Source organism: uncultured Clostridium sp. (genome assembly GCF_947072515.1).
GTDB lineage: Bacteria > Bacillota > Clostridia > Clostridiales > Clostridiaceae > Clostridium.
The window spans coordinates 21635-41730 of record NZ_CAMTIG010000029.1 but is presented as its reverse complement, the minus strand read 5'-3'; the positions used below and the strand labels follow the sequence as shown (position 1 = coordinate 41730).

Below are 20096 nucleotides of genomic sequence, written 5' to 3'. Positions count from 1 at the left end.
TTTTTTATATATAAATTTATTTAAGGAAAAATAGAAAGTAATTTTGTCTAAAGTTATTTTCTTTTTATAAAGTATAATACAACAAGAAAAATAGGAGGGATTTTTATGTCAGAAAACAACAATATTCAAACGACTTATAGTCCTAAAGAGTTTGAAGAAAGAATTTATAAAAATTGGGAAGAGAAAAAGTATTTTACTCCAAAGGTAGATAAGAGTAAAGAGTCATATACAATAGTTATGCCACCACCAAACATAACAGGTAAATTACACTTAGGGCATGCACTTGATAACACTTTACAAGATATGCTTATAAGATTTAAAAGAATGCAAGGATTTGAAGCTTTATGGGTTCCAGGAGAAGACCATGCTTCAATTGCAACTGAAGTAAAGGTTGAAAATGAACTTTTAAAACAAGGCTTAAAGAAAAAAGAAATGGGAAGAGAAGCATTCTTAGAAAAAGTTTGGGAATGGACAGATGAGTATAGAGATAGAATAAGAACTCAACTTAAAAAGATGGGATGTTCAGCAGATTTTACAAGAGAAGCTTTCACAATGGATGAAAACTTAGATAAAGCTGTTAAACACGTATTTGTTAAGCTTTATAACGAAGGACTTATTTACCAAGGAAACAGAATAACTAACTGGTGTCCAAAATGTCAAACTGCTCTTTCAGATACAGAAATAGAGTATGAAGAAAAAGAAGGACATTTCTGGCATATAAATTATCCATTAGCTGATGGATCAGGACATTTAGAAATTGCTACAACTAGACCAGAAACATTACTTGGAGATACAGCAGTTGCAGTAAATCCTAATGATGAAAGATTTAAACACTTAATAGGAAAAACTTTAATTTTACCACTTGTAAATAGAGAAATTCCTATAATTGGTGATGAATATGTAGACTTAGAATTTGGTACTGGAGCTGTTAAAATAACTCCTGCACATGACCCTAACGATTTCCAAGTTGGACAAAGACATAACTTAGAAATGATAAGAGTTATGGATGATAAGGGAATTATAAATGAAAAAGGTCTTAAGTACCAAGGATTAGATAGATATGAAGCTAGAAAAGTTATGGTTAAAGATTTAGAGGAACTTGGACTATTAGTTAAAGTAAAACCTCATAGCCATAATGTTGGAACACATGATAGATGTGGAACTGTAGTAGAACCAATCATATCAAAACAATGGTATGTAAAAATGGAATCTTTAGCAGGTCCAGCTATAGATGTAGTAAAGAATAAAGAAACTAGAATTATACCAGAAAGATTTGAAAAAACATACTTTAACTGGATGGAAAACATCCAAGATTGGTGTATTTCAAGACAATTATGGTGGGGACACAGAATTCCAGTTTGGTACTGTAAAGATTGTAATGAAATAATGGCATCTGAAACAGAAGTACACGAATGTTCAAAATGTGGAAGCACTAATTTAGAAAGAGAAACAGACGTATTAGATACATGGTTCTCATCAGCACTTTGGCCTTTCTCAACACTTGGTTGGCCAGAAAAAACAGAAGACTTAGAATACTTCTATCCAACAAATACACTTGTAACTGGATATGACATTATTTTCTTCTGGGTTGCTAGAATGATATTTAGTGGATTACACAACATGGGTGAAACACCATTTAAAACAGTATTAATGCATGGAATTATAAGAGACTCAGAAGGTAAGAAAATGAGTAAATCTCTTGGTAATGGAGTAGATCCATTAGATGTAATTGATGAATATGGAGCAGATGCATTAAGATTTATGCTTATAACAGGAAATGCACCAGGAAATGATATTAGATATTATCCAGAAAAAGTTGAATCAGCAAGAAACTTTGCAAATAAGATTTGGAATGCTTCAAGATTTGTTATGATGAACCTTGATAGAGAACTTATGGATGAGTTTAAAGATTCAAAAGAATATACTTTAGCTGATAAGTGGATATTATCAAAACTTAATACATTAATTAAAGATGTAACTGAAAATATGGATAAATATGAACTTGGAATAGCATTACAAAAAGTTTATGACTTTATGTGGACTGAATTCTGTGATTGGTATATAGAACTTGTTAAACCTGTACTATACGGAGATGACAGAAAAGCTAAAGGAATAACATTTAATGTTTTATACACTGTTTTAGAAACAGGGTTAAAATTATTACACCCAGTAATGCCATTTATAACAGAAGAAATATTTACTCACTTAAATGTAGAAGAAGAAACTATAACAATGTCTGCATGGCCAGAGTTTACAGAAGAATTAAATGATAAGCACGCTGAAGAAAATATGGCATATATTATAGAAGCTATAAAATCACTTAGAAATGTAAGAGCAGAAATGAATGTTCCACCTTCAAGAAAAGCAAATGTAATTTGTTATATTGGAGAAGAAGCTAAAGAAGCATTTACAAATGGTAAATCTTATATTGAGAAATTAGCTTCAGCAAGTGAAGTAAGCTTTATAGCTGATAAAAAGGAAGTTCCAGAAAATGCTGTATCATTAGTAGTTAAAGGTGGAGAATTATTTATGCCACTTCTTGACTTAGTTGATAAAGAAAAGGAACTTGAAAGATTAAGTAAAGAACTTAAAAAGCTAGAAGGAGAAATTGAAAGAATAGATAAAAAACTTTCAAATGCTGGATTCGTAGCAAAAGCTCCAGAAGTAGTAGTTTTAGGGGAAAAAGAAAAAAGAGAAAAATATGTTCAAATGTTAGATGCAGTAAAAGTTAGAATTGATGCATTAAATTAAGTATAAATATAGGGCAATAGCATATAAATGCTAATGTCCTATGTTTTTGAAAAATGTAATGTAGAGGTGGATTAATTGAAAAACTTAAAAGTAGATTCAGGTAATGAATTAGAGTCTATAATGGAAAATGAAGAAGTACAAGCGTGGAGAAGTAGTCTTATGATTTACGACTTTGCAGTAAATGAAATTAGCACAAAGCTTAATATTTTAAATAATGAGTTTAAAAACTTACATGAATATAATCCAATAGAGCATATAAAAACAAGGGTTAAAAAACCAAGAAGTATTGTAAGTAAGCTTATATCTAGAGGCATTGAACCAACAGTTAAAAATGCTGAAGAATGCTTAACTGATATTGCAGGGGTAAGAATAATTTGTGCTTTTGAGGAAGACATTTATAAGATATTTAATATTCTTGTAAGACAAGATGATATTAGAGTTACAGAAATAAAAGATTATATAGAAAATCCAAAAGAAAATGGATATAGAAGTTTACATGTTTTAATAGAAATTCCTGTATTCTTATCAACAGGTACAAAGTATGTGGCAGTAGAGATTCAAATAAGAACTATTGCTATGGATTTTTGGGCTAGCCTAGAGCATAAAATATATTATAAATATAGAGATAAATCTTTGGGTAATATATCAGGAGATTTAAAAGAATGTGCAGAGATGATAAAGATATTAGATAAAAAGATGACAGATATAAAATCAAATATCAATAATTTAAATAATGGTGAAGAAAAGTAAAAAAAAGTAGCATAATTTTATGCTACTTTTTTTAATTCCTCTATTTTATCTAATTTTTTTAAAGTTTTAAATAAGAAGAAACTTGCAAAAATTGCAGATAAAAAGTTTGATAGAGGTAGTGTAATCCATATTCCTATTATACCCATCTTAAATGCATAAGGAAGGATATATAAAAGTGGAATAAAGAAAATCACTCTTCTAAATAATGAAAGTATGATTGATTCTTTTGCATATCCAATAGCTCTGAAAAAGGATATTGAAAGAAAGTATACACCTAATAAAGGTGATGATAAAAGTGCGATTATTAAAATGTGACTACTATAAGCAATAAGTTTATGGTTAGTAGTAAACATTGATGTAAAAGCATTAGAAAAAATCATTAATAATATGGTTCCAATTGTTGCAATGATAAATGAAAATAAAAGACTAAATTTTACACAGGCTTTTATTCTAGATATATTTTTTGCACCAAAATTATAACCGATTAAAGGTTGGGTTCCACGTGAGAAACCTCCTACAGAACGTTGTATAAGTGATGTAAGCTTATAAACAATACCATAGACAGCTATTACATAATTACCACCTAAAGCGTAAAGATCACGGTTTAAAAGCATTATAGAGATACTTCCAACAAACTGATTTAAAAATGTGGAAAATCCGATAGGAAGACCTTTTTTAATTATTTTAAAATCATAACGTATGTACTTAACTTTAACTTTTAAATATGTTTTAAATTTAAATGCATAAATAAGATACATTAAATTTATAAACTTTGAAATTGTAGTAGCAAGTCCAGCACCAAATACACCCCATCTAAAAATAACAATAAAAAGAAAATCTAAAAATATATTAGAAACTATACTAATTATTGTTCCTACCATTGAATGTTTAGACGCTCCTTCAGCTCTCATAATGTTATTAGAAGCTATACATAGAGGATAAAATAATATTCCTATAAACATAGCCTTAGCATAAGATGAAGCGTAAGGAATAACAGCACCTTGAGCACCAAAGGCTTCTACAATTGGCTTTGCAAAAATAAGGCCAAAAGCACAAAGTAAAATTGAAAGGGTAAAAATAAAAGCGATTAAACTTCCAGTTGCTTTTTCTGCATTCTTTTTATTTTTTTTTCCAAGTTCTCGTGATATGTATGAACCAACACCAGATGTGAAAAGTTGAGTAATAGACATAATCATCATTTGAATAGGAAGATAGATAGAAACGGCAGCTATACCTAAAGTAAAAACATATCGTCCTATGAAAATTGTATCAATTATATTATAAATTACAGTTGAAACTGTAGAAATTGCAGTAGGGGAGCTAAGTTTTAACACGGCGGAGGAGGGCTTTTCTTCTCCTAAAATAAAGTCTCTATTCATAAAAACCTCCTTTTAATATTATAGATATACTTTATCATAGATAATTGACATATCAATTAAATTAAAAAGAATTATTTATTAACAAAAAAATAAATGAAAGTAAAGTTTGGTTATTAATTGAAGTAATTTACAGATATAAAATAATATATTTTATAAGAAAAAAGAGCAAATCTTTTAAGATTTGCTCAAATTTAAAATTTAGATTATGCTTCACCAAACATTTTCTTAGCGAAGTTTTCACCAAATTCATTAAGTTCTTTTAATTGATCTTCTGAAGCTCTGAATTTAATAGCCATACCTTCAGAAGTTAATTTCATTTTAAGTTCTTTTAATCTGTGATCCATTCTAGGAACGGCTTCACCACTCCATCCATATGAACCAAATGAAGCTGCAAATTTACCACCATGAATAATTGGGTTTAAGTTTGCAAGAAGGATTCTGATTGGAGGTAATAGTTCATTTACGATAGTAGGTGAACCGAATAATATACCATCAGATTCTTCAATGTCTTTTAAAACATTAGCAGTTTCACTGTAAGTTAAATCGTACATTTTAACTTCAACGTTATGGTTTTTTTGTATACCAGCTTTAATAGCTTCTGCCATTTCAGCAGTGTATCCATATGCAGTAACATAAGAGATAGTAACTTTTTTATCTCCATTTATAACTGGTTTAACTGGAGTACTCCATTCTTTATAAGTATTTACAATTTCCATTGGATTATCTCTTAAAACAGGACCGTGACCTGGGCAGATAACATCAATTTGTAAATCTTTAATCTTATCAATTGCTTTTAAAACAAATGGTTTAAAAGGTCCAAAGATACAGTCATAGTAGTATCTTAAAGCTTCTAAATAGTTGTCTTTATTTTCAACTAAATCATTAAATACATTTTCACTTGAGTAATGACTTCCGAAAGAATCGCATGTCATTATAACGTGATCTTCTTTTACGTAAGTGTACATTGAATCTGGCCAATGTAAGAATGGAGCAGAAATAAACTTTAATGTTTTATTTCCAAGAGAAATTTCATCTCCATCTTTAGCAATAATATATTCAAAATCTCTATTGATGATTTCTTTTAAGTAACTTATTGCTTGTGAAGAACCAACAACTTTTGCATTTGGAGACATATCTAGTATTTTTCCAACTGAACCAGAATGGTCAGGCTCTGTATGATCAACTACAACATAGTCTATTTCTTCACCTTTAATTCCTAAACTTTTTAAAGTTTCTAGATATTCATCAAAACATTTTTCTTTAACTGTTTCGAAAAGAGCAGTTTTTTCGCTCCCTTTAACAACGTATGAATTGTAAGTTGTTCCATATGTTGTGTACATTATAATATCAAATATTCTAAGGTTTGGATCTAATGCACCGACCCAATAAATACCTTCTTTGATTTCTTTAAATTTCATCCTAAACACCTCTAAAACGTAAATAATTTTTATTTTTTAATAATCGTTATTTTATAAAGTTATTGTAGCAAACTTTATGAAATAAGTAAACAAATCATTAAAATAAAAGTTTAACTAAGTTAAAAAACTAAAAATATTTTATAGTATTATTATAAACCTTTATTTATAAAAAAAATTGGTTTAGAATGTAAAAGAAGTTAAATTTATATTATACAAGTATTAAGAAAGTATGTATGAAACATGGAGGCAATATATGAATTATATAGAAGCGATGGAATATATCCATAAAATTGGGAATTTTGGTTCTAATTATGGACTAGAAAGAGTAGAAAAATTACTAGAACTTTTAGGAAATCCTCATAAAAGTTTAAAGATTATACATATAGCAGGAACTAACGGAAAGGGGTCTACTACATCTATGATTACTAGCCTTTTAATGGCAGAAGGATATAGTGTAGGAATGTATACATCACCTTTTTTAGAAGTTTTTGAAGAAAGAGTTCAAATAAATAGAAAAAATATCTCAAAAGAAGATTTAAGCAACTATGTAGAAAAAGTAAAAGAGAAAGTCCAAGAAGTTATAGAAGGGGGATTTGGAAGTCCTACAGAGTTTGAAATAATAACTTGTTTGATGTTTAAATATTTCTATGATAAAAAAGTAGATTATGTAGCATTAGAAGTTGGGTTAGGTGGTAGACTAGATGCAACGAATGTAGTAGTGCCACTAGTTTCTGTAATAGCATCTATAAGTTTAGATCATATGAATATCTTAGGAAACACAATAGAAGAAATAGCAGGAGAAAAATGTGGGATTATAAAAGAAGGAGTTCCTGTAGTTGTATATCCTCAAAAGGAAGAAGGGATGAGTGTTATTGAAAAAATTGCAAAAGAGAAGAAATCAGAGATAATCTATGTTAATGAAAATGATGGGGAACTATTAGATATCGAATATACAGAAGATAAAATATATCAAAGAGTTAAAATAAAAGGAATAGATAAGACTTATGAAGTTCTTATGGGGCTTTTAGGAGAACATCAAATATTAAACGGAGCATTAGCTTTAAAAGCTGTAGAGATAGGATTAAAGAGAGATGGAAAATCTTTAGGGAATCTAGAAGATGGATTTAAAAATACAGTATGGGCAGGAAGATTAGAAGTTTTAGATAGAAAGCCATTAGTAGTTATAGATGGTGCTCATAATATAGATGGTATAAAAATGCTTAAAAAGAATATAAGAAGATATTTTAAGTTTAAAAAATTATATTTGATTATTGGAATTTTAGCAGATAAGCAAGTAAAAGAAATGTTAGATGTGATTTTAGAAGATGTAGAAGAAGTAGTTGCATTAACTCCTAATAGTGGGAGAGCAGAACTTGCAGATGAATTAAAAGAAGAAATAAAAGAATATAATGTAAAAGTAGAAAGCTATGAAGATTATGAGGAAGGCTTTAAAGAGATTTATAAAAAAGCTGGCGAAGATGATTTGATTCTTGCAACAGGTTCTTTATATATGATAGGAGAAATGAGAGGAATAATTAAAAGAAATATAAAGTAAAAGAGACCTTAGGGTCTCTTTTTTATGCTTCTTGAAGAGTTTTTAAAGCTAAAGCTAATTGGTCAGGACAAGATGTATCCTTAGTTTTGCATTTTATACCAGATAACTTTTCTATAGCCTCATTAATTTTCATTCCTTTTACTAGAGTGGAAATACCAAATAGATTTCCAGGACAACCATTTATAAATTCTACTGATTCTATAACATCATCTTTAGTTTGAATATGTATTTCTGTTGAACACACACCTTTAGTTTTATATACGAACATAAAAAATCCCCCTTAAATAAGATAGTTTTATTATACATGGATAGGAATAAATAATAAAGGAGAAAAATGGAGTATTTTGTACCATTAAGAAATTTTAAACATACAATAATGTAAGTGAACTACTTCCAAGAATTTAAGGAGATGAAATATGGAGAATATTATTGTGTGTAATACTGCAAATGATAGCATAAGTAAAGTTGATTTAGAGAAGAATAGTATAAGTACGATGACCTTAAACCTTGGTGGAGAAAGAAATGGTCCAAGAAATCTAGATATACAAGGTGAAAGTGCCGTAATTACTAATTGTTACTCAGATAGTATAACTTTTATTGATTTAAAGGAATTTAAAGAAAAAGAAAATTATAAAGTGGATAGATATCCAAAAGATATAAAATGGAGAAAAAACTATATCTATATTGCTTGTGGTGATTCAAATTCAATATTATTTTTTAATGAGAGGAGGAGAGAAGTAGATTTTAGTGTAAAGGTTGGAGAGTATCCAAGTTCTATAGCTATAGATAAAAATGAAAAAAATATATATGTAGCTAATATGAATAGTAATAGTTTAAGCATAATTAATAATGAGAAAAAGATAAAAATAAAAGATATTAAACTAAAGGATATGCCAACTAAAATAATGTTATCAGAAGATGAAAAGTATATGTATACATGTCAAAATTCCTTTGAAGGAAGTAAAAAAGGCTATCTTAGAATATATGAAGTAAATACTTTCAAATTAATTAAAGAGTATAATTTAGGATATTTTCCTAGTGATATAGCTATTAAAGATGGAATAGCTTATATAACTAATCTAGGAGATGGAAGTGTTAGTATTTTAAACTTAAAAGATGGAAATAGCTTTAGGGTAATAGTTGGTGGAATGCCAAAAGGAGTTTTAAAGATAAAAGAAGAGATAGTAGTTGCTGATTATTATAGAGGTGAGTTAATATTTATCCATGAAACTTTAATGAAGAAAAAAAGCCTTGCAATAGGAGTAGAACCTAATGCAATGGCTATAGTTAGTCAGTTTCATTAATTAAAAGTGTTATTATCTGATTATAAATATCTGAAGGATTTTCTTGCCACTTATTGCAAATGTAGGTGGCTTGTTTTTTTGAAGGAACAGAAAGTTTAAGTTCTATCAATGGAACATCATCCTCAAGAGCTTTTATATGAACTAAAAAACTATTATTTTTAGCTAAAGTATAGTCACTATGTATAGTTAATTCTTTTTTTATAAGCTCAATACGAGATTTTATATACTCAGTAATAGAAAGGAGTTTAGATTCGGAAATTCTATCTTTAAATAAGGTAAGAACATTGTCACCTTTATCAGTTAAAGAGATTAAATTTTTATCTGAAACTTGGATATATTGAATAAATTTAGTATCCATTAACTCACTTATATACTGCTGCAGAGTAAAGTAGTTTATAAAGCTATTTTCTAAAATAATCTCTGTTAATTGCGTATTGGTTATAGGATGTTTTAAAAGTTTTAAAATATATAAAACTAGTAATTTATTTTCAGCTAATTCTAAAGAACTTTCTTCATGCATAATAAGGCCTCCATTTTATTTGAAAGTATGTATTTTAATTATAGCATAAAAATGTACATAGTGAAATTTAGGAATAGATAAACTTAAGAATAATATAATATATAGAACAGCACATAAAGGAGGTAAAATGAGAAAAATACAAGGGCTTTTAATGTTTTTAGTTATAATTATTTTTTTTGGAATAAAAACAGAACATAATATAAAATTTGTAAATGCTATAAACTTTAAAAATAAAGAGCCGATATATAAAATGACGGAAGAAAAAAAAGAATTATTTTTAACTTTTGATATAAATTGGGCAGAAGATGATAAAACATATGAAATATTAGAAATTCTAAAAGAAAATGATGTGAAGGGAACTTTTTTTATTATGGGAAAATGGGTTATATACCCTGATGGGAATAAAGAAAAGTTAGAAAAGATAAAAGAAGAGGGACACATTATTGGAAATCATAGTTATATTCATCCAGACTTTAAGGAAATATCAAAAGAGAGAATGGAAAAGGAAATACTAGAAACTGAAAAAATAATAATAGATACAATAGGGGTAAAAACTGAGATATTTAGATTTCCTAGTGGTTCTTTTTCAGAAAAAGCAGTAGAAACTGTATATGGCTTAGGGTATATTCCTATAGAATGGAATATAGATTCCAAAGATTGGAGGAATGAGGGATTAGAGAAAGAATATCTTAATGTAAAGAAAAAATTAAAGAATGGATCAATAATTTTATATCACAATAACGGAAGACACACTCCGGAAAATATTAGAAGATTGATAAAAGAATGTAAAAAAGACGGATATACTTTTGGAGTGTTAAAAAATTCGTAAACGTTATAAAAAATTCATAAAGTTTAAAAAATATTTTAAATTTTCTTGAAAAAGAGGGTTTGCTTGTATTATAATGGAAATATATTTGTGTTGGGGTTTTTAAAGGGCACAAAGTTTATTACAAAGGGAGAGAGGGGTTACAATGGATAATTTAATGTTAAACAATAAGATTTACTTAGAGGGAAAGATAGCTTCGGAAAGAAGATTTAGTCATGAAATGTATGGAGAGGGGTTTTATACTTTTGATTTAGAGGTTATGAGACTTAGCGATTCAGTAGATATATTAAATATTACTGTATCAGAAAGACTTTTAACAGGTGTTGATATAACTGTAGGAACAGATGTAATTGTTGATGGACAATTAAGATCGTATAATAAGTTTATGGATGGGTCAAATAAACTAATATTAACTGTTTTCGCAAGAAATATTGAGCCTTGCCTAGAAAGAAGTAAAAATCCAAATGAAATTTATTTAGATGGGTATATTTGTAAGGAGCCAGTTTATAGAACGACTCCATTTGGTAGAGAGATAGCAGATGTTTTATTAGCAGTAAATAGAGCTTATAATAAATCAGATTATATTCCAACAATTGCATGGGGAAGAAACTCAAGATTCTGCCGTATGTTAGAAGTGGGAGAAAATATAAGAATCTGGGGAAGACTTCAAAGTAGAGAATACCAAAAGAAGGTATCAGAAACTGAAGTTATAAAAAAGGTTGCATATGAAGTTTCTATTTCAAAAATGGAAAAAGTTAGAGAAAATGACGAAGTTGAAGAGCTAATTCTTGATAACGAACAAGAAGGAGCAGTATAAAATAAAAAAAAAGCAAGTACGTGATGTACTTGCTTTTATTTTACAATTATTTTCTTAAATCATCTAAAAGTTGAGTTTTATCTTTAGTTTGATCATCAACTGATTTTATGATTTTAGCAGGTGAACCAGCTACTACAACACCAGCAGGAACATCTTCAGTAACAACAGAACCAGCTGCAACAACAGCTCCTTCTCCAACTTTGATTCCTTCAAGTATAACAGCGTTAGCTCCAATTAAAACATTGTCTCCAATTTCACATGGTGACTTACTTGGTGGCTCTAAAACACCAGCAACAACTGCACCAGCACCTAAGTGAACATTTTTACCAAGTTTTCCACGAGCACCGATAACAGCATTCATGTCAACCATTGTTCCTTCACCTATTTCAGCACCGATATTAATAACAGCTCCCATCATGATAACTGCATTATTACCAATTGACACTCTATCTCTTATTATTGAACCTGGTTCTATTCTTGCATTGATTTCTTTTATATCAAGCATTGGAATAGCAGAATTTCTTCTATCATTTTCTATTCTAAAGTGTTTGATTTTATCTTTATTATCAAGAATTATTTTTGATAATATATCTGATTCTCCAATAAGTATGTAGAAGTTATCAGTTCCGTACCATTCAACCTCATCTAAGTTGACGTCTTTAAAGTCTCCATTTATAAATATTTTAAGTGGAGTTGATTTTTTTGTTTCTTTTATAAATCTTGCGATTTCATATGGATCAGTAAAATTATATTCCATAATATCATCCTTTCTAAACTAATGTCGAATTTTTGTGTGTGTACTTTATTATAATAAAAAATAGAAAGGTTTTAAAGAGGAAATTGAAAAAAACAGGTTTGCGACTAAAGATAGATTAATGTAAAATAAGCAAAAGGAGTGATAAAAGTGAAATTAGAAAAAGGATTAGTTCAAATATATACAGGTGATGGAAAAGGAAAAACTACAGCAGCAATAGGTCAAGGGATTAGAGCTTATGGAAATGGACTTAAAGTAGTAATGCTCCAATTTTTAAAGGGTGGATATACAGGCGAACTTAAGACTATAGAAGAACTTGGAGACAATTTTAATATATATAGATTTGAAAGCAAGAAGGATTTCTTTTGGAATTTAAATGATGAACAAAAGGAATTATTAAAAAAAGAAATAAGAGAAGGCTATAATTTTATTTTAGAGAGAATAGAAAAAAATGATGCAGATCTTTTAATAATAGATGAAGTGATGGGGGTTCTTAGAAATAAACTTTTAACAGAAGAAGAAGTTCTATATATTATAGAGAATAAACCAGAAAGCATGGAAATTATTATGACAGGACGTAATGTACCAGATAAAATAAAAGAAAAAGCAGATTTAGTTACAGAAATGAAAATGATAAAACATTATTTTGAAAAGGGAGTTCCTAGTAGAAAGGGGATAGAGTATTAATGAATAAGAATGTAGAAAAAGTTCAAATTTCAGGAATAAGAAAATTTTATAATGAAGTAGTTAAAGTAGATGGAGCTATATCTTTAACTCTTGGGCAACCAGATTTTAAAACTCCAGAAGCAATAAAGATAGGAATGAAGGAAGCTATAGATAAAGATTTAACTACATATACTTCAAATGCAGGAATAGAACCTTTAAGAGAAGAAATAGGAAAATATTTAAATGGTTTTGGGATAAATTATAGTAAAGAAGAGATTTGTTTAACTGTAGGTGGAAGTGAAGGAATATTTATAGTTCTTCAAAGTCTTATAAATCCAGGAGAAAAAGTATTAATTCCAAATCCAGCTTATCCAGCTTATGAAAGTATAGTTAATATAATTGGTGGGGAAGTTGCAAATTATAAATTAAATCCAGACTTTACTGTAAATGTTGAAAATATAAAAAAGGGCTTAGATGAAACAGGAGCAAAAGTATTAATTCTTTCATTTCCAACAAATCCAACAGGGGCTATATTAGATGAAAAAGGCCGTGATGAATTAGTAGAATTAATAAAAGAAAGAGACATATTAGTTATTACAGATGAAATATATGCATCAGTAATTTATGATAAATATGTTTCAGTTGCACAAAATGAAGAAATTTTAGAAAAAATAATTTATATAAGTGGATTTTCTAAAATGTTTTCAGCAACAGGACTTAGATTAGGATATGTATGTGCAAAGGCAGAAATAATGAAAGAAATAATGAAAGTTCATCAGTATGGAGTATCTTGTGCGCCTTCAATAGTTCAATATGGGGTATTAAAAGGATTAAGAGAATCTTTAGGTGAAGTAGAAAAAATGAAGGAAGAGTTTAAGAAGAGAAAAATCTATGTTATAGATAGATTAAAGAAGATGGGAATTGAAACAGTAGACCCAAAGGGAGCTTTTTATATTTTCCCTAATATAGAAAAGTTTAAAATGACTTCGGAAGAGTTTTGTCTTTCTTTACTGAAAGAAGAAAAAGTTGCATGTGTACCAGGAACAGCTTTTGGAACTTTAGGAGAAGGCTATATGAGAATATCTTATTGTTATTCAATTGATGAATTAAAAGAAGCACTAGATAGAATCGAAAAGTTCATAAAAAAGAAGAGCAATATATAATTATAGCTATAGTAGATTAGGTAAAAGTAGTTGAAAAGTATTATATATTATTTAGAAAAACTTTAATAGAGAGAAAATGAAATATGTAAAATGGTATCTTTCATTATTTAAAATAAAATAAAATATAGGATAGAAGAATATAAAAACAGAAGGCAGAAAAAATTTGTCTTCTGTTTTCTTTTTATAAACTTAAGGAGTTTTTAGCTCTATAAAGGGGAAAATGTTTGTAAATAAAAGACAAAAGGGTAGAAATGTACAAGTGAAACCAGTGAAAATCAAATGTAAAAATTAAATATAAATAAGGAAAATTTTAACACAATAATAGAAATAGCATTAAATTATAATAAAAGGTAAAACTTGTAAAATGGCTAGAATAAAAGATTTGCAAGGTCTAGAACTAAAAGTTGCAGAAAAATAGACATTTAAAAAAATGGGCATTTTTTTAACAAATTGATAAAAATACTAGAAAATATTTAATAGAATAATTTGACAATAAAGTTAAATATAATATAATTATTAATAAATTGGCTAGTAGGTAGCGGAAATAAAGGGGAGGGATAATATGGCAAAGTATATAGCACAAAGAATTTTAATTAGTATAGTTACAATATGGGTAGTAATTACATTAACATTCTTTTTAGTAAGATTAATGCCAGGGGGGCCGTTTGATGGAGAAAAGATGACGGCAGAAACAAAAGCAGTATTAAATGAGAAATATGGGTTAGATAAACCTTTAGGAGAACAATATAAAATGTATATGGGAAATCTTCTAAAAGGTGATTTAGGAGAGTCAATGGTATTTAGGGGAAGAAAAGTAATGGAAACTATAAAATATTCTTTTCCAAATTCAGCAAAACTAGGAATAGTAGCAGTAATATTTGCATTAACAGTAGGAGTTTTATTAGGAGTTTTATCAGCATTAAAGTCAGGAAAATGGCCAGATCGAGTATGTATGTTTATATCAACACTTGGAATAACCATACCAAGCTTTGTAATAAGTTCATTACTGATATATTTCCTAGTAGTAAAGTTTAAAATAATTCCATCAGCAATAGGACTTTCAAAACCAGTAAATTATATAATGCCTGTAATAGCACTAGGAGTTGCATCAATGGCATTTATAACAAGGCTTACAAGAAGTAAACTTATAGATGTTTTAAAATCAGATTATATAAGAACTGCAAAGGCTAAAGGATTAAATAGTAGAGTAGTAATATTTAAACATGCTTTAAGAAATTCATTAATTCCTATAGTAACTTATATGGGACCTTTGGTTGCAGGAGTTTTAACAGGATCATTTGTAGTAGAAAAAATATTTGCAATACCTGGTCTTGGAAATGAATTTGTATCAACAATATCAAGTAGAGACTATTCTATGTTATTAGGAGTTGTAGTTTTCTACAGTACATTAATCGTAGTTTGCAACTTAATTGTAGATATACTTTATGTAGTTATAGATCCAAGAATAAAATTATCAAATAGTGAAAGTTAGGAGGAGAGGAATATGGAAAATTTAAAAATAGATAAAGAGATGTTCTCTCCTGTTTCAAAGGAAGAGAAAAGCTTTGATAAAAATGTAAGACCAAGTGTTGGGTATTGGAAAGACGCATGGAGAAGATTAAAAAGTAATAAAGTCGCATTAGTTTCTTTAGTAGTTATAATACTTTTAATTTTAGCAGTTATCATAACACCTATGGTTTCTAAATATACTTATTATGGACAAGATATGGCAGTAACAAATCAAGGACCGAATGGAGAACATATTTTTGGAACTGATACTCTTGGAAGAGATCTTTTTGTAAGGGTAATGATGGGAGCTAAATATTCTCTTATAGTAGGGATTGGAGCAGCAGTAATAAATCTTGTTATTGGAGTTATATATGGAGCTATAGCAGGATTTTGTGGTGGAAAAGTAGATACTATAATGATGAGAATAGTTGATTGTCTTTATAGTATTCCAACAATGATATATGCAGTTTTAATTATGGCTGTTTTAAAGGGAAGTAAGTTTGATGAAACAGGAATAATCAGTATAATGCTTGCACTTTCTATATCTTATTGGGTTGGAATGGCAAGAATAGTTAGAGGGGATATCCTTCAGTTAAAACAACAGGAATTTGTTCTTGCAGCAAAAGCTTTAGGAGCATCAAAAACAAGAATTCTTTTTAAGCACTTAATTCCAAATTGTATTGGTTCAATAATAGTAACAATGACACTTTTAATACCACAAGCAATTTTTACAGAATCATTTTTAAGCTATATAGGTCTTGGAATAAATGCTCCGAGAGCATCACTTGGAACTTTATGTAGTGAAGCTCAAACATTAATAAGTGTTCATCCATATCAATTATTTTTCCCAGCAATAGCTATTTGTATCATAATATTAGCATTTAACTTGCTTGGAGATGGATTAACAGAAGCTTTAGATCCAAAGCATCAAAGATAGAAAGGAGATAGAAGTTATGGAAAAAATATTAGAAGTTAAAAATCTAAAAACTTCATTTAAGACTCATATTGGTGAAGTACAAGCAGTAAGAGGAATCTCCTTTCATGTAAATAGAGGTGAGGCTTTAGGAATCGTTGGAGAATCAGGGTGTGGAAAATCAGTTTCAATGATGTCTATAATGAAACTCTTAGCAGATAATGCAGTAATAGAAAGTGAAGAAGTAATTTTTAATGGAGAAAATATAGGAAAGTTTTCAGAAAAACAAATGGAAGCTATAAGAGGGGATAAACTTGGAATGATATTTCAAGACCCTATGACTTCATTAAATCCTTTATATACAATAGGTGAACAGCTTATAGAACATTATATAAAGCATAAAAAAGTATCTAAAAAAGAAGCTTGGAAACGTGGTGTTGAAATGCTTGGCTTAGTAGGAATACCGAGTCCAGAAAAAAGAATGAAGCAGTATCCTCACGAGTTTTCAGGTGGAATGAGACAAAGAGCAATGATTGCTATAAGTCTTATGTGTGAGCCAGAACTTATAATTGCTGATGAACCAACTACAGCATTAGATGTTACAATTCAAGCTCAAATTTTAGATTTAATGAAAGGGTTAAAAGAAAAGATAAATACATCAATTATTTTAATAACACATGATTTAGGTGTAGTTGCAGATATGTGTTCAAGAATAAATGTAATGTATGGTGGAATTATAGTTGAAACAGGAACAGCTGAAGATATTTTTTATAGAGGAAAGCATCCATATACATGGGGACTTTTAAACAGTATTCCTGACCCTATGAAAAAAGAAAAGGAAAAATTAATTCCTATAGATGGTCAACCACCAGATCTTTTAAAACCACCAACAGGATGTCCTTTTGCAGATAGATGTGATTATACAATGAAAATTTGTATGGAAAAAATACCACCATTATTTAAGGGTGAAATGGAACATCAAACTAGATGTTGGCTTTGCCATGAAAATGCGCCAAAGGTAAATAGAGAAGACAAAATCTTAGAAAGCGTAGGAGGAAAATAAAATGAGTGAAAAAGAAGTAATATTAGAGGTTAAAAATCTATGCAAATATTTTCCTGCTACTAAAGGTGTATTTGCAAAAAAAAGCTTTGTTAAAGCAGTTGATAATGTTTCATTCGTATTAAAAAAAGGAGAAACATTAGGATTAGTTGGAGAATCAGGATGTGGTAAAACTACTACTGGTAGAACTATTTTAAAGCTATATAATCCTACAGCAGGAGAAATAATTTTTAATGGACAAAACATAGAGAATTTATCAGAAAAAGAGTTACTTCCATTAAGAAGAAAGATGCAAATGATTTTTCAAGATCCATATGCATCACTAAATCCAAGAATGACAGTTGGAGATATTATTGGAGAAGCTATAGATATACATGGGCTTCATAAAGGAAAAGAAAGAGATGAGAGAATAAGATATCTTTTAGATAAAGTTGGGCTTAATGGAAGTCACATAAATAGATATGCTCATGAATTCTCAGGGGGACAAAGACAGAGAATAGGAATTGCTAGAGCATTAGCTGTTGAACCAGAACTTATTGTATGTGATGAACCTATTTCAGCATTAGATGTTTCTATTCAAGCACAGGTTATAAATATGTTGGAAGAACTTCAAAATGAACTTGGATTAACTTATTTGTTTATAGCTCATGATCTTTCTATGGTTAAGCACATTTCAACTCATATAGGAGTAATGTATTTAGGACAAATGGTTGAAAGAGGATTAAGTGATGAAGTATATCTAAATCCAAAACATCCATATACAAAAGCTCTTTTATCAGCGGTACCAGTACCAGATCCAAATTATTCAAAGAATAATAAAAGGATTGTACTTGAAGGTGATATTCCATCACCAATAGATCCACCACCAGGGTGTAGATTTAAAAGTAGATGTAAAGAAGCTATGGAAATTTGTAGCTGTGAAAATCCAGAGTTAAGAGAAATTGAAGAGGGACACTTCGTAGCATGTCATCTATTTAAGTAATTAGATATAAATTTTCAAAAGGAAATATATATAGATTTATAAATAAAAAGGGGGGAATTTTTATGAGAAGAAAAAAATTAAAAGGTCTTGTGACTTTAGCAGTAACAGTTGCTATTGCTTCAGGAATCTTTGTTGGATGTGGGGGCGCATCAGATGAAGCCGGAAAAGGAAGAAATCTAGTTTATAATGTTGGGGCAGTAGTAAAAACTATAGATCCTGCATTAAATACAGCAGTGGATGGATCAACAATAATTGGAAATGCTTTTGAAGGTCTTATGAGATTAGATGAAGATGATAAGCCAATTCCAGGTGTTGCAAAAGAGTATAAGGTTTCAGAGGATGGAAAAACTTATACATTTACATTAAGAGATGATGCTAAATGGTCAGATGGAAAACAAGTTACAGCAAAGGATTTCCAATATGCATGGCTTAGATGTTTAAATAAAGATACAGCAGCTGAATATGCATATCAAATGTTCTACATTGATAAAGCTAAAGAATATAATGAAGGAAAAGCTAAAGCAGAAGAGGTTGGAATTAAGGTTGTTAATGATACTACTTTAGAAGTAAAATTACATTCAACAACACCATATTTCCTAGGATTAACAGCTTTTGCATCATACATGCCTGTTAGAGAAGACGTTGTAGGAGATGGATGGTCGGATAGTCCAGAAAAGTATATTTCAAATGGACCATTCCAATTAAAAACTTTTAACATGAAAGATTCTTATGAGTTTGTTAAAAATGAAAACTACTGGAATAAAGATGAAATAAAGATTCCTGGTGTAACTTATAAAATGGTTGCAGATGAAAATACTGCATATGCAAGTTTACAAAATAAAGAGTTTGATGTTATGTCTCTTACAGAGCCAGCACTTGTAGAAAAAGGAAAAGCAGAAGGATTAACTAAAACATTCCCTAACTTAGGAACATACTTTATTTGCTTTAATGTTAATAATAATGCAGATAAATTAAATTCAGACGTTAGAAAGGTACTACAAAATAAAGATTTTAGAAATGCATTAGCATTAGCAATAGATAGAGAATCTATAGTTAAAAATGTAACTAAAACAGGACAAGTTCCATCAGCTAGTTTCACTCCAGCAGGAATAAAAGATCCAGCAGGAAAAGATTTTAAAAAGAATAAGTTTGATCCATTAGCACAAAAAGAAAATGTTGAAAAAGCTAAAGAATTATTGAAGAAAGCTGGATATCCAGAAGGAAAAGGACTTCCTAAGCTTGAACTTATGTATAATTCTGAAGGAGTTCATAAATTAGTTATGGAGGTTATTCAACAAAACTGGAAAGAAATTGGAGTTGAAGTTGAATTAACAAATCAAGAATGGGCAGTATTCTTAAACACAAGAAAGAAAGGAGATTTCCAAATTGCAAGACATGGTTGGTCAGCTGACTATGTAGACCCAATGACATTCTTAGATATGTGGGTTAGCGGAAGAGATGGAAATCAAGCTAGTTGGGGTAATAATGAATCACATTTCTCTAATAAGGAATATGATGCTCTTATAACAAAAGCTAAAGAAGAAGGGGATCAAACTAAGAGGTTTGAGTATATGAGACAAGCAGAGGATATCCTTTTAGATGAAATGCCTATAATTCCAATTTATGATTACACTAAAACTTATGGAATTAATGAAAATATAAAAGGAATTCATGCATCTACATTAGGACAAATTTACTTTGATAGAGTAACAATAGAATAAAATAAAAA

At 29.2% G+C, this 20096-nt stretch carries 18 protein-coding genes; 13 read left to right on the top strand and 5 right to left on the bottom strand.

Going from position 1 to position 20096, the window contains the following annotated elements; genetic code table 11:
* Positions 1-105 precede the first annotated feature (105 nt).
* Together Q0W06_RS11730 and Q0W06_RS11725 are read left to right on the top strand one after the other, a co-directional pair.
* Positions 106-2751 (top strand): valine--tRNA ligase, encoded by a 2646-nt coding sequence (locus Q0W06_RS11730; RefSeq protein ID WP_297635590.1) that lies wholly within the window; start codon positions 106-108, stop codon positions 2749-2751.
* Between the two features lie 75 nt (positions 2752-2826).
* The gene (locus Q0W06_RS11725; RefSeq protein ID WP_297635588.1) at positions 2827-3501 is read left to right on the top strand and encodes a GTP pyrophosphokinase family protein; all 675 of its coding nucleotides are present in this window, start codon (positions 2827-2829) and stop codon (positions 3499-3501) included.
* Positions 3502-3518: 17 nt separating this feature from the next.
* On the opposite strand, the gene Q0W06_RS11720 is transcribed toward Q0W06_RS11725, so the two are convergent.
* Both Q0W06_RS11720 and Q0W06_RS11715 read right to left on the bottom strand, forming a co-directional pair.
* Positions 3519-4880, bottom strand: coding sequence for an MATE family efflux transporter (locus tag Q0W06_RS11720; RefSeq protein WP_297635586.1), 1362 nt, complete (start codon positions 4878-4880; stop codon positions 3519-3521).
* A gap of 203 nt (positions 4881-5083) precedes the next feature.
* On the bottom strand, positions 5084-6298 hold the full coding sequence (locus Q0W06_RS11715; protein ID WP_297635584.1) for an FprA family A-type flavoprotein: 1215 nt from the start codon (positions 6296-6298) through the stop codon (positions 5084-5086).
* Between the two features lie 253 nt (positions 6299-6551).
* On the opposite strand from Q0W06_RS11715, the gene Q0W06_RS11710 reads away from it, so the two are divergent.
* Positions 6552-7853: a folylpolyglutamate synthase/dihydrofolate synthase family protein gene (locus Q0W06_RS11710; RefSeq protein WP_297635582.1), complete on the top strand. Its 1302-nt coding sequence runs from the start codon at positions 6552-6554 to the stop codon at positions 7851-7853.
* 22 nt (positions 7854-7875) lie between these two features.
* On the opposite strand, the gene Q0W06_RS11705 is transcribed toward Q0W06_RS11710, so the two are convergent.
* A complete protein-coding gene (locus tag Q0W06_RS11705) occupies positions 7876-8121 on the bottom strand; it encodes a TIGR03905 family TSCPD domain-containing protein (RefSeq protein ID WP_297635579.1) in 246 nt (81 codons plus the stop codon).
* A gap of 148 nt (positions 8122-8269) precedes the next feature.
* Here Q0W06_RS11705 and Q0W06_RS11700 point away from each other — a divergent pair, with 148 nt between their 5' ends.
* Positions 8270-9157 carry a hypothetical protein gene (locus Q0W06_RS11700; protein ID WP_297635577.1) on the top strand — a complete coding sequence of 296 codons (888 nt, stop codon included), beginning with the start codon at positions 8270-8272 and terminating at the stop codon, positions 9155-9157.
* Here the strand turns inward: Q0W06_RS11700 and Q0W06_RS11695 are convergent.
* Positions 9141-9677: a DUF4364 family protein gene (locus Q0W06_RS11695; RefSeq protein ID WP_297635574.1), complete on the bottom strand. Its 537-nt coding sequence runs from the start codon at positions 9675-9677 to the stop codon at positions 9141-9143. The two genes, Q0W06_RS11700 and Q0W06_RS11695, sit on opposite strands and share 17 nt — an antisense overlap.
* A gap of 127 nt (positions 9678-9804) precedes the next feature.
* Between Q0W06_RS11695 and Q0W06_RS11690 the strand changes: the two genes are divergently transcribed.
* Together Q0W06_RS11690 and Q0W06_RS11685 are read left to right on the top strand one after the other, a co-directional pair.
* On the top strand, positions 9805-10506 hold the full coding sequence (locus Q0W06_RS11690; protein WP_297635571.1) for a polysaccharide deacetylase family protein: 702 nt from the start codon (positions 9805-9807) through the stop codon (positions 10504-10506).
* Between the two features lie 142 nt (positions 10507-10648).
* Positions 10649-11320: a single-stranded DNA-binding protein gene (locus tag Q0W06_RS11685; RefSeq protein WP_297635568.1), complete on the top strand. Its 672-nt coding sequence runs from the start codon at positions 10649-10651 to the stop codon at positions 11318-11320.
* 46 nt (positions 11321-11366) lie between these two features.
* Here the strand turns inward: Q0W06_RS11685 and dapD are convergent, their stop codons facing one another.
* Positions 11367-12077: a 2,3,4,5-tetrahydropyridine-2,6-dicarboxylate N-acetyltransferase gene (gene dapD, locus Q0W06_RS11680; RefSeq protein WP_297635565.1), complete on the bottom strand. Its 711-nt coding sequence runs from the start codon at positions 12075-12077 to the stop codon at positions 11367-11369.
* 147 nt (positions 12078-12224) lie between these two features.
* On the opposite strand from dapD, the gene Q0W06_RS11675 reads away from it, so the two are divergent.
* From Q0W06_RS11675 to Q0W06_RS11645, 7 genes are all read left to right on the top strand, one after another.
* Positions 12225-12761, top strand: a complete 537-nt coding sequence (locus Q0W06_RS11675; protein ID WP_297635564.1) for a cob(I)yrinic acid a,c-diamide adenosyltransferase — start codon at positions 12225-12227, stop codon at positions 12759-12761.
* Positions 12761-13903: an aminotransferase class I/II-fold pyridoxal phosphate-dependent enzyme gene (locus Q0W06_RS11670; protein ID WP_297635561.1), complete on the top strand. Its 1143-nt coding sequence runs from the start codon at positions 12761-12763 to the stop codon at positions 13901-13903. The genes Q0W06_RS11675 and Q0W06_RS11670 overlap by 1 nt, the downstream gene beginning before the upstream one ends.
* Before the next feature lie 562 nt (positions 13904-14465).
* Positions 14466-15395 (top strand): ABC transporter permease, encoded by a 930-nt coding sequence (locus Q0W06_RS11665; RefSeq protein WP_297635558.1) that lies wholly within the window; start codon positions 14466-14468, stop codon positions 15393-15395.
* Between the two features lie 12 nt (positions 15396-15407).
* The gene (locus tag Q0W06_RS11660) at positions 15408-16349 is read left to right on the top strand and encodes an ABC transporter permease (protein ID WP_297635555.1); all 942 of its coding nucleotides are present in this window, start codon (positions 15408-15410) and stop codon (positions 16347-16349) included.
* A 16-nt stretch (positions 16350-16365) separates the two neighbouring features.
* The gene (locus Q0W06_RS11655; protein WP_297635552.1) at positions 16366-17388 is read left to right on the top strand and encodes an ABC transporter ATP-binding protein; all 1023 of its coding nucleotides are present in this window, start codon (positions 16366-16368) and stop codon (positions 17386-17388) included.
* A gap of 1 nt (position 17389) precedes the next feature.
* Positions 17390-18367: a dipeptide ABC transporter ATP-binding protein gene (locus Q0W06_RS11650; protein ID WP_297635549.1), complete on the top strand. Its 978-nt coding sequence runs from the start codon at positions 17390-17392 to the stop codon at positions 18365-18367.
* 62 nt (positions 18368-18429) lie between these two features.
* Complete coding sequence (locus Q0W06_RS11645; RefSeq protein WP_297635546.1) at positions 18430-20088, top strand: peptide ABC transporter substrate-binding protein; 1659 nt, start codon at positions 18430-18432, stop codon at positions 20086-20088.
* The last annotated feature ends 8 nt before the right edge of the window (positions 20089-20096 follow it).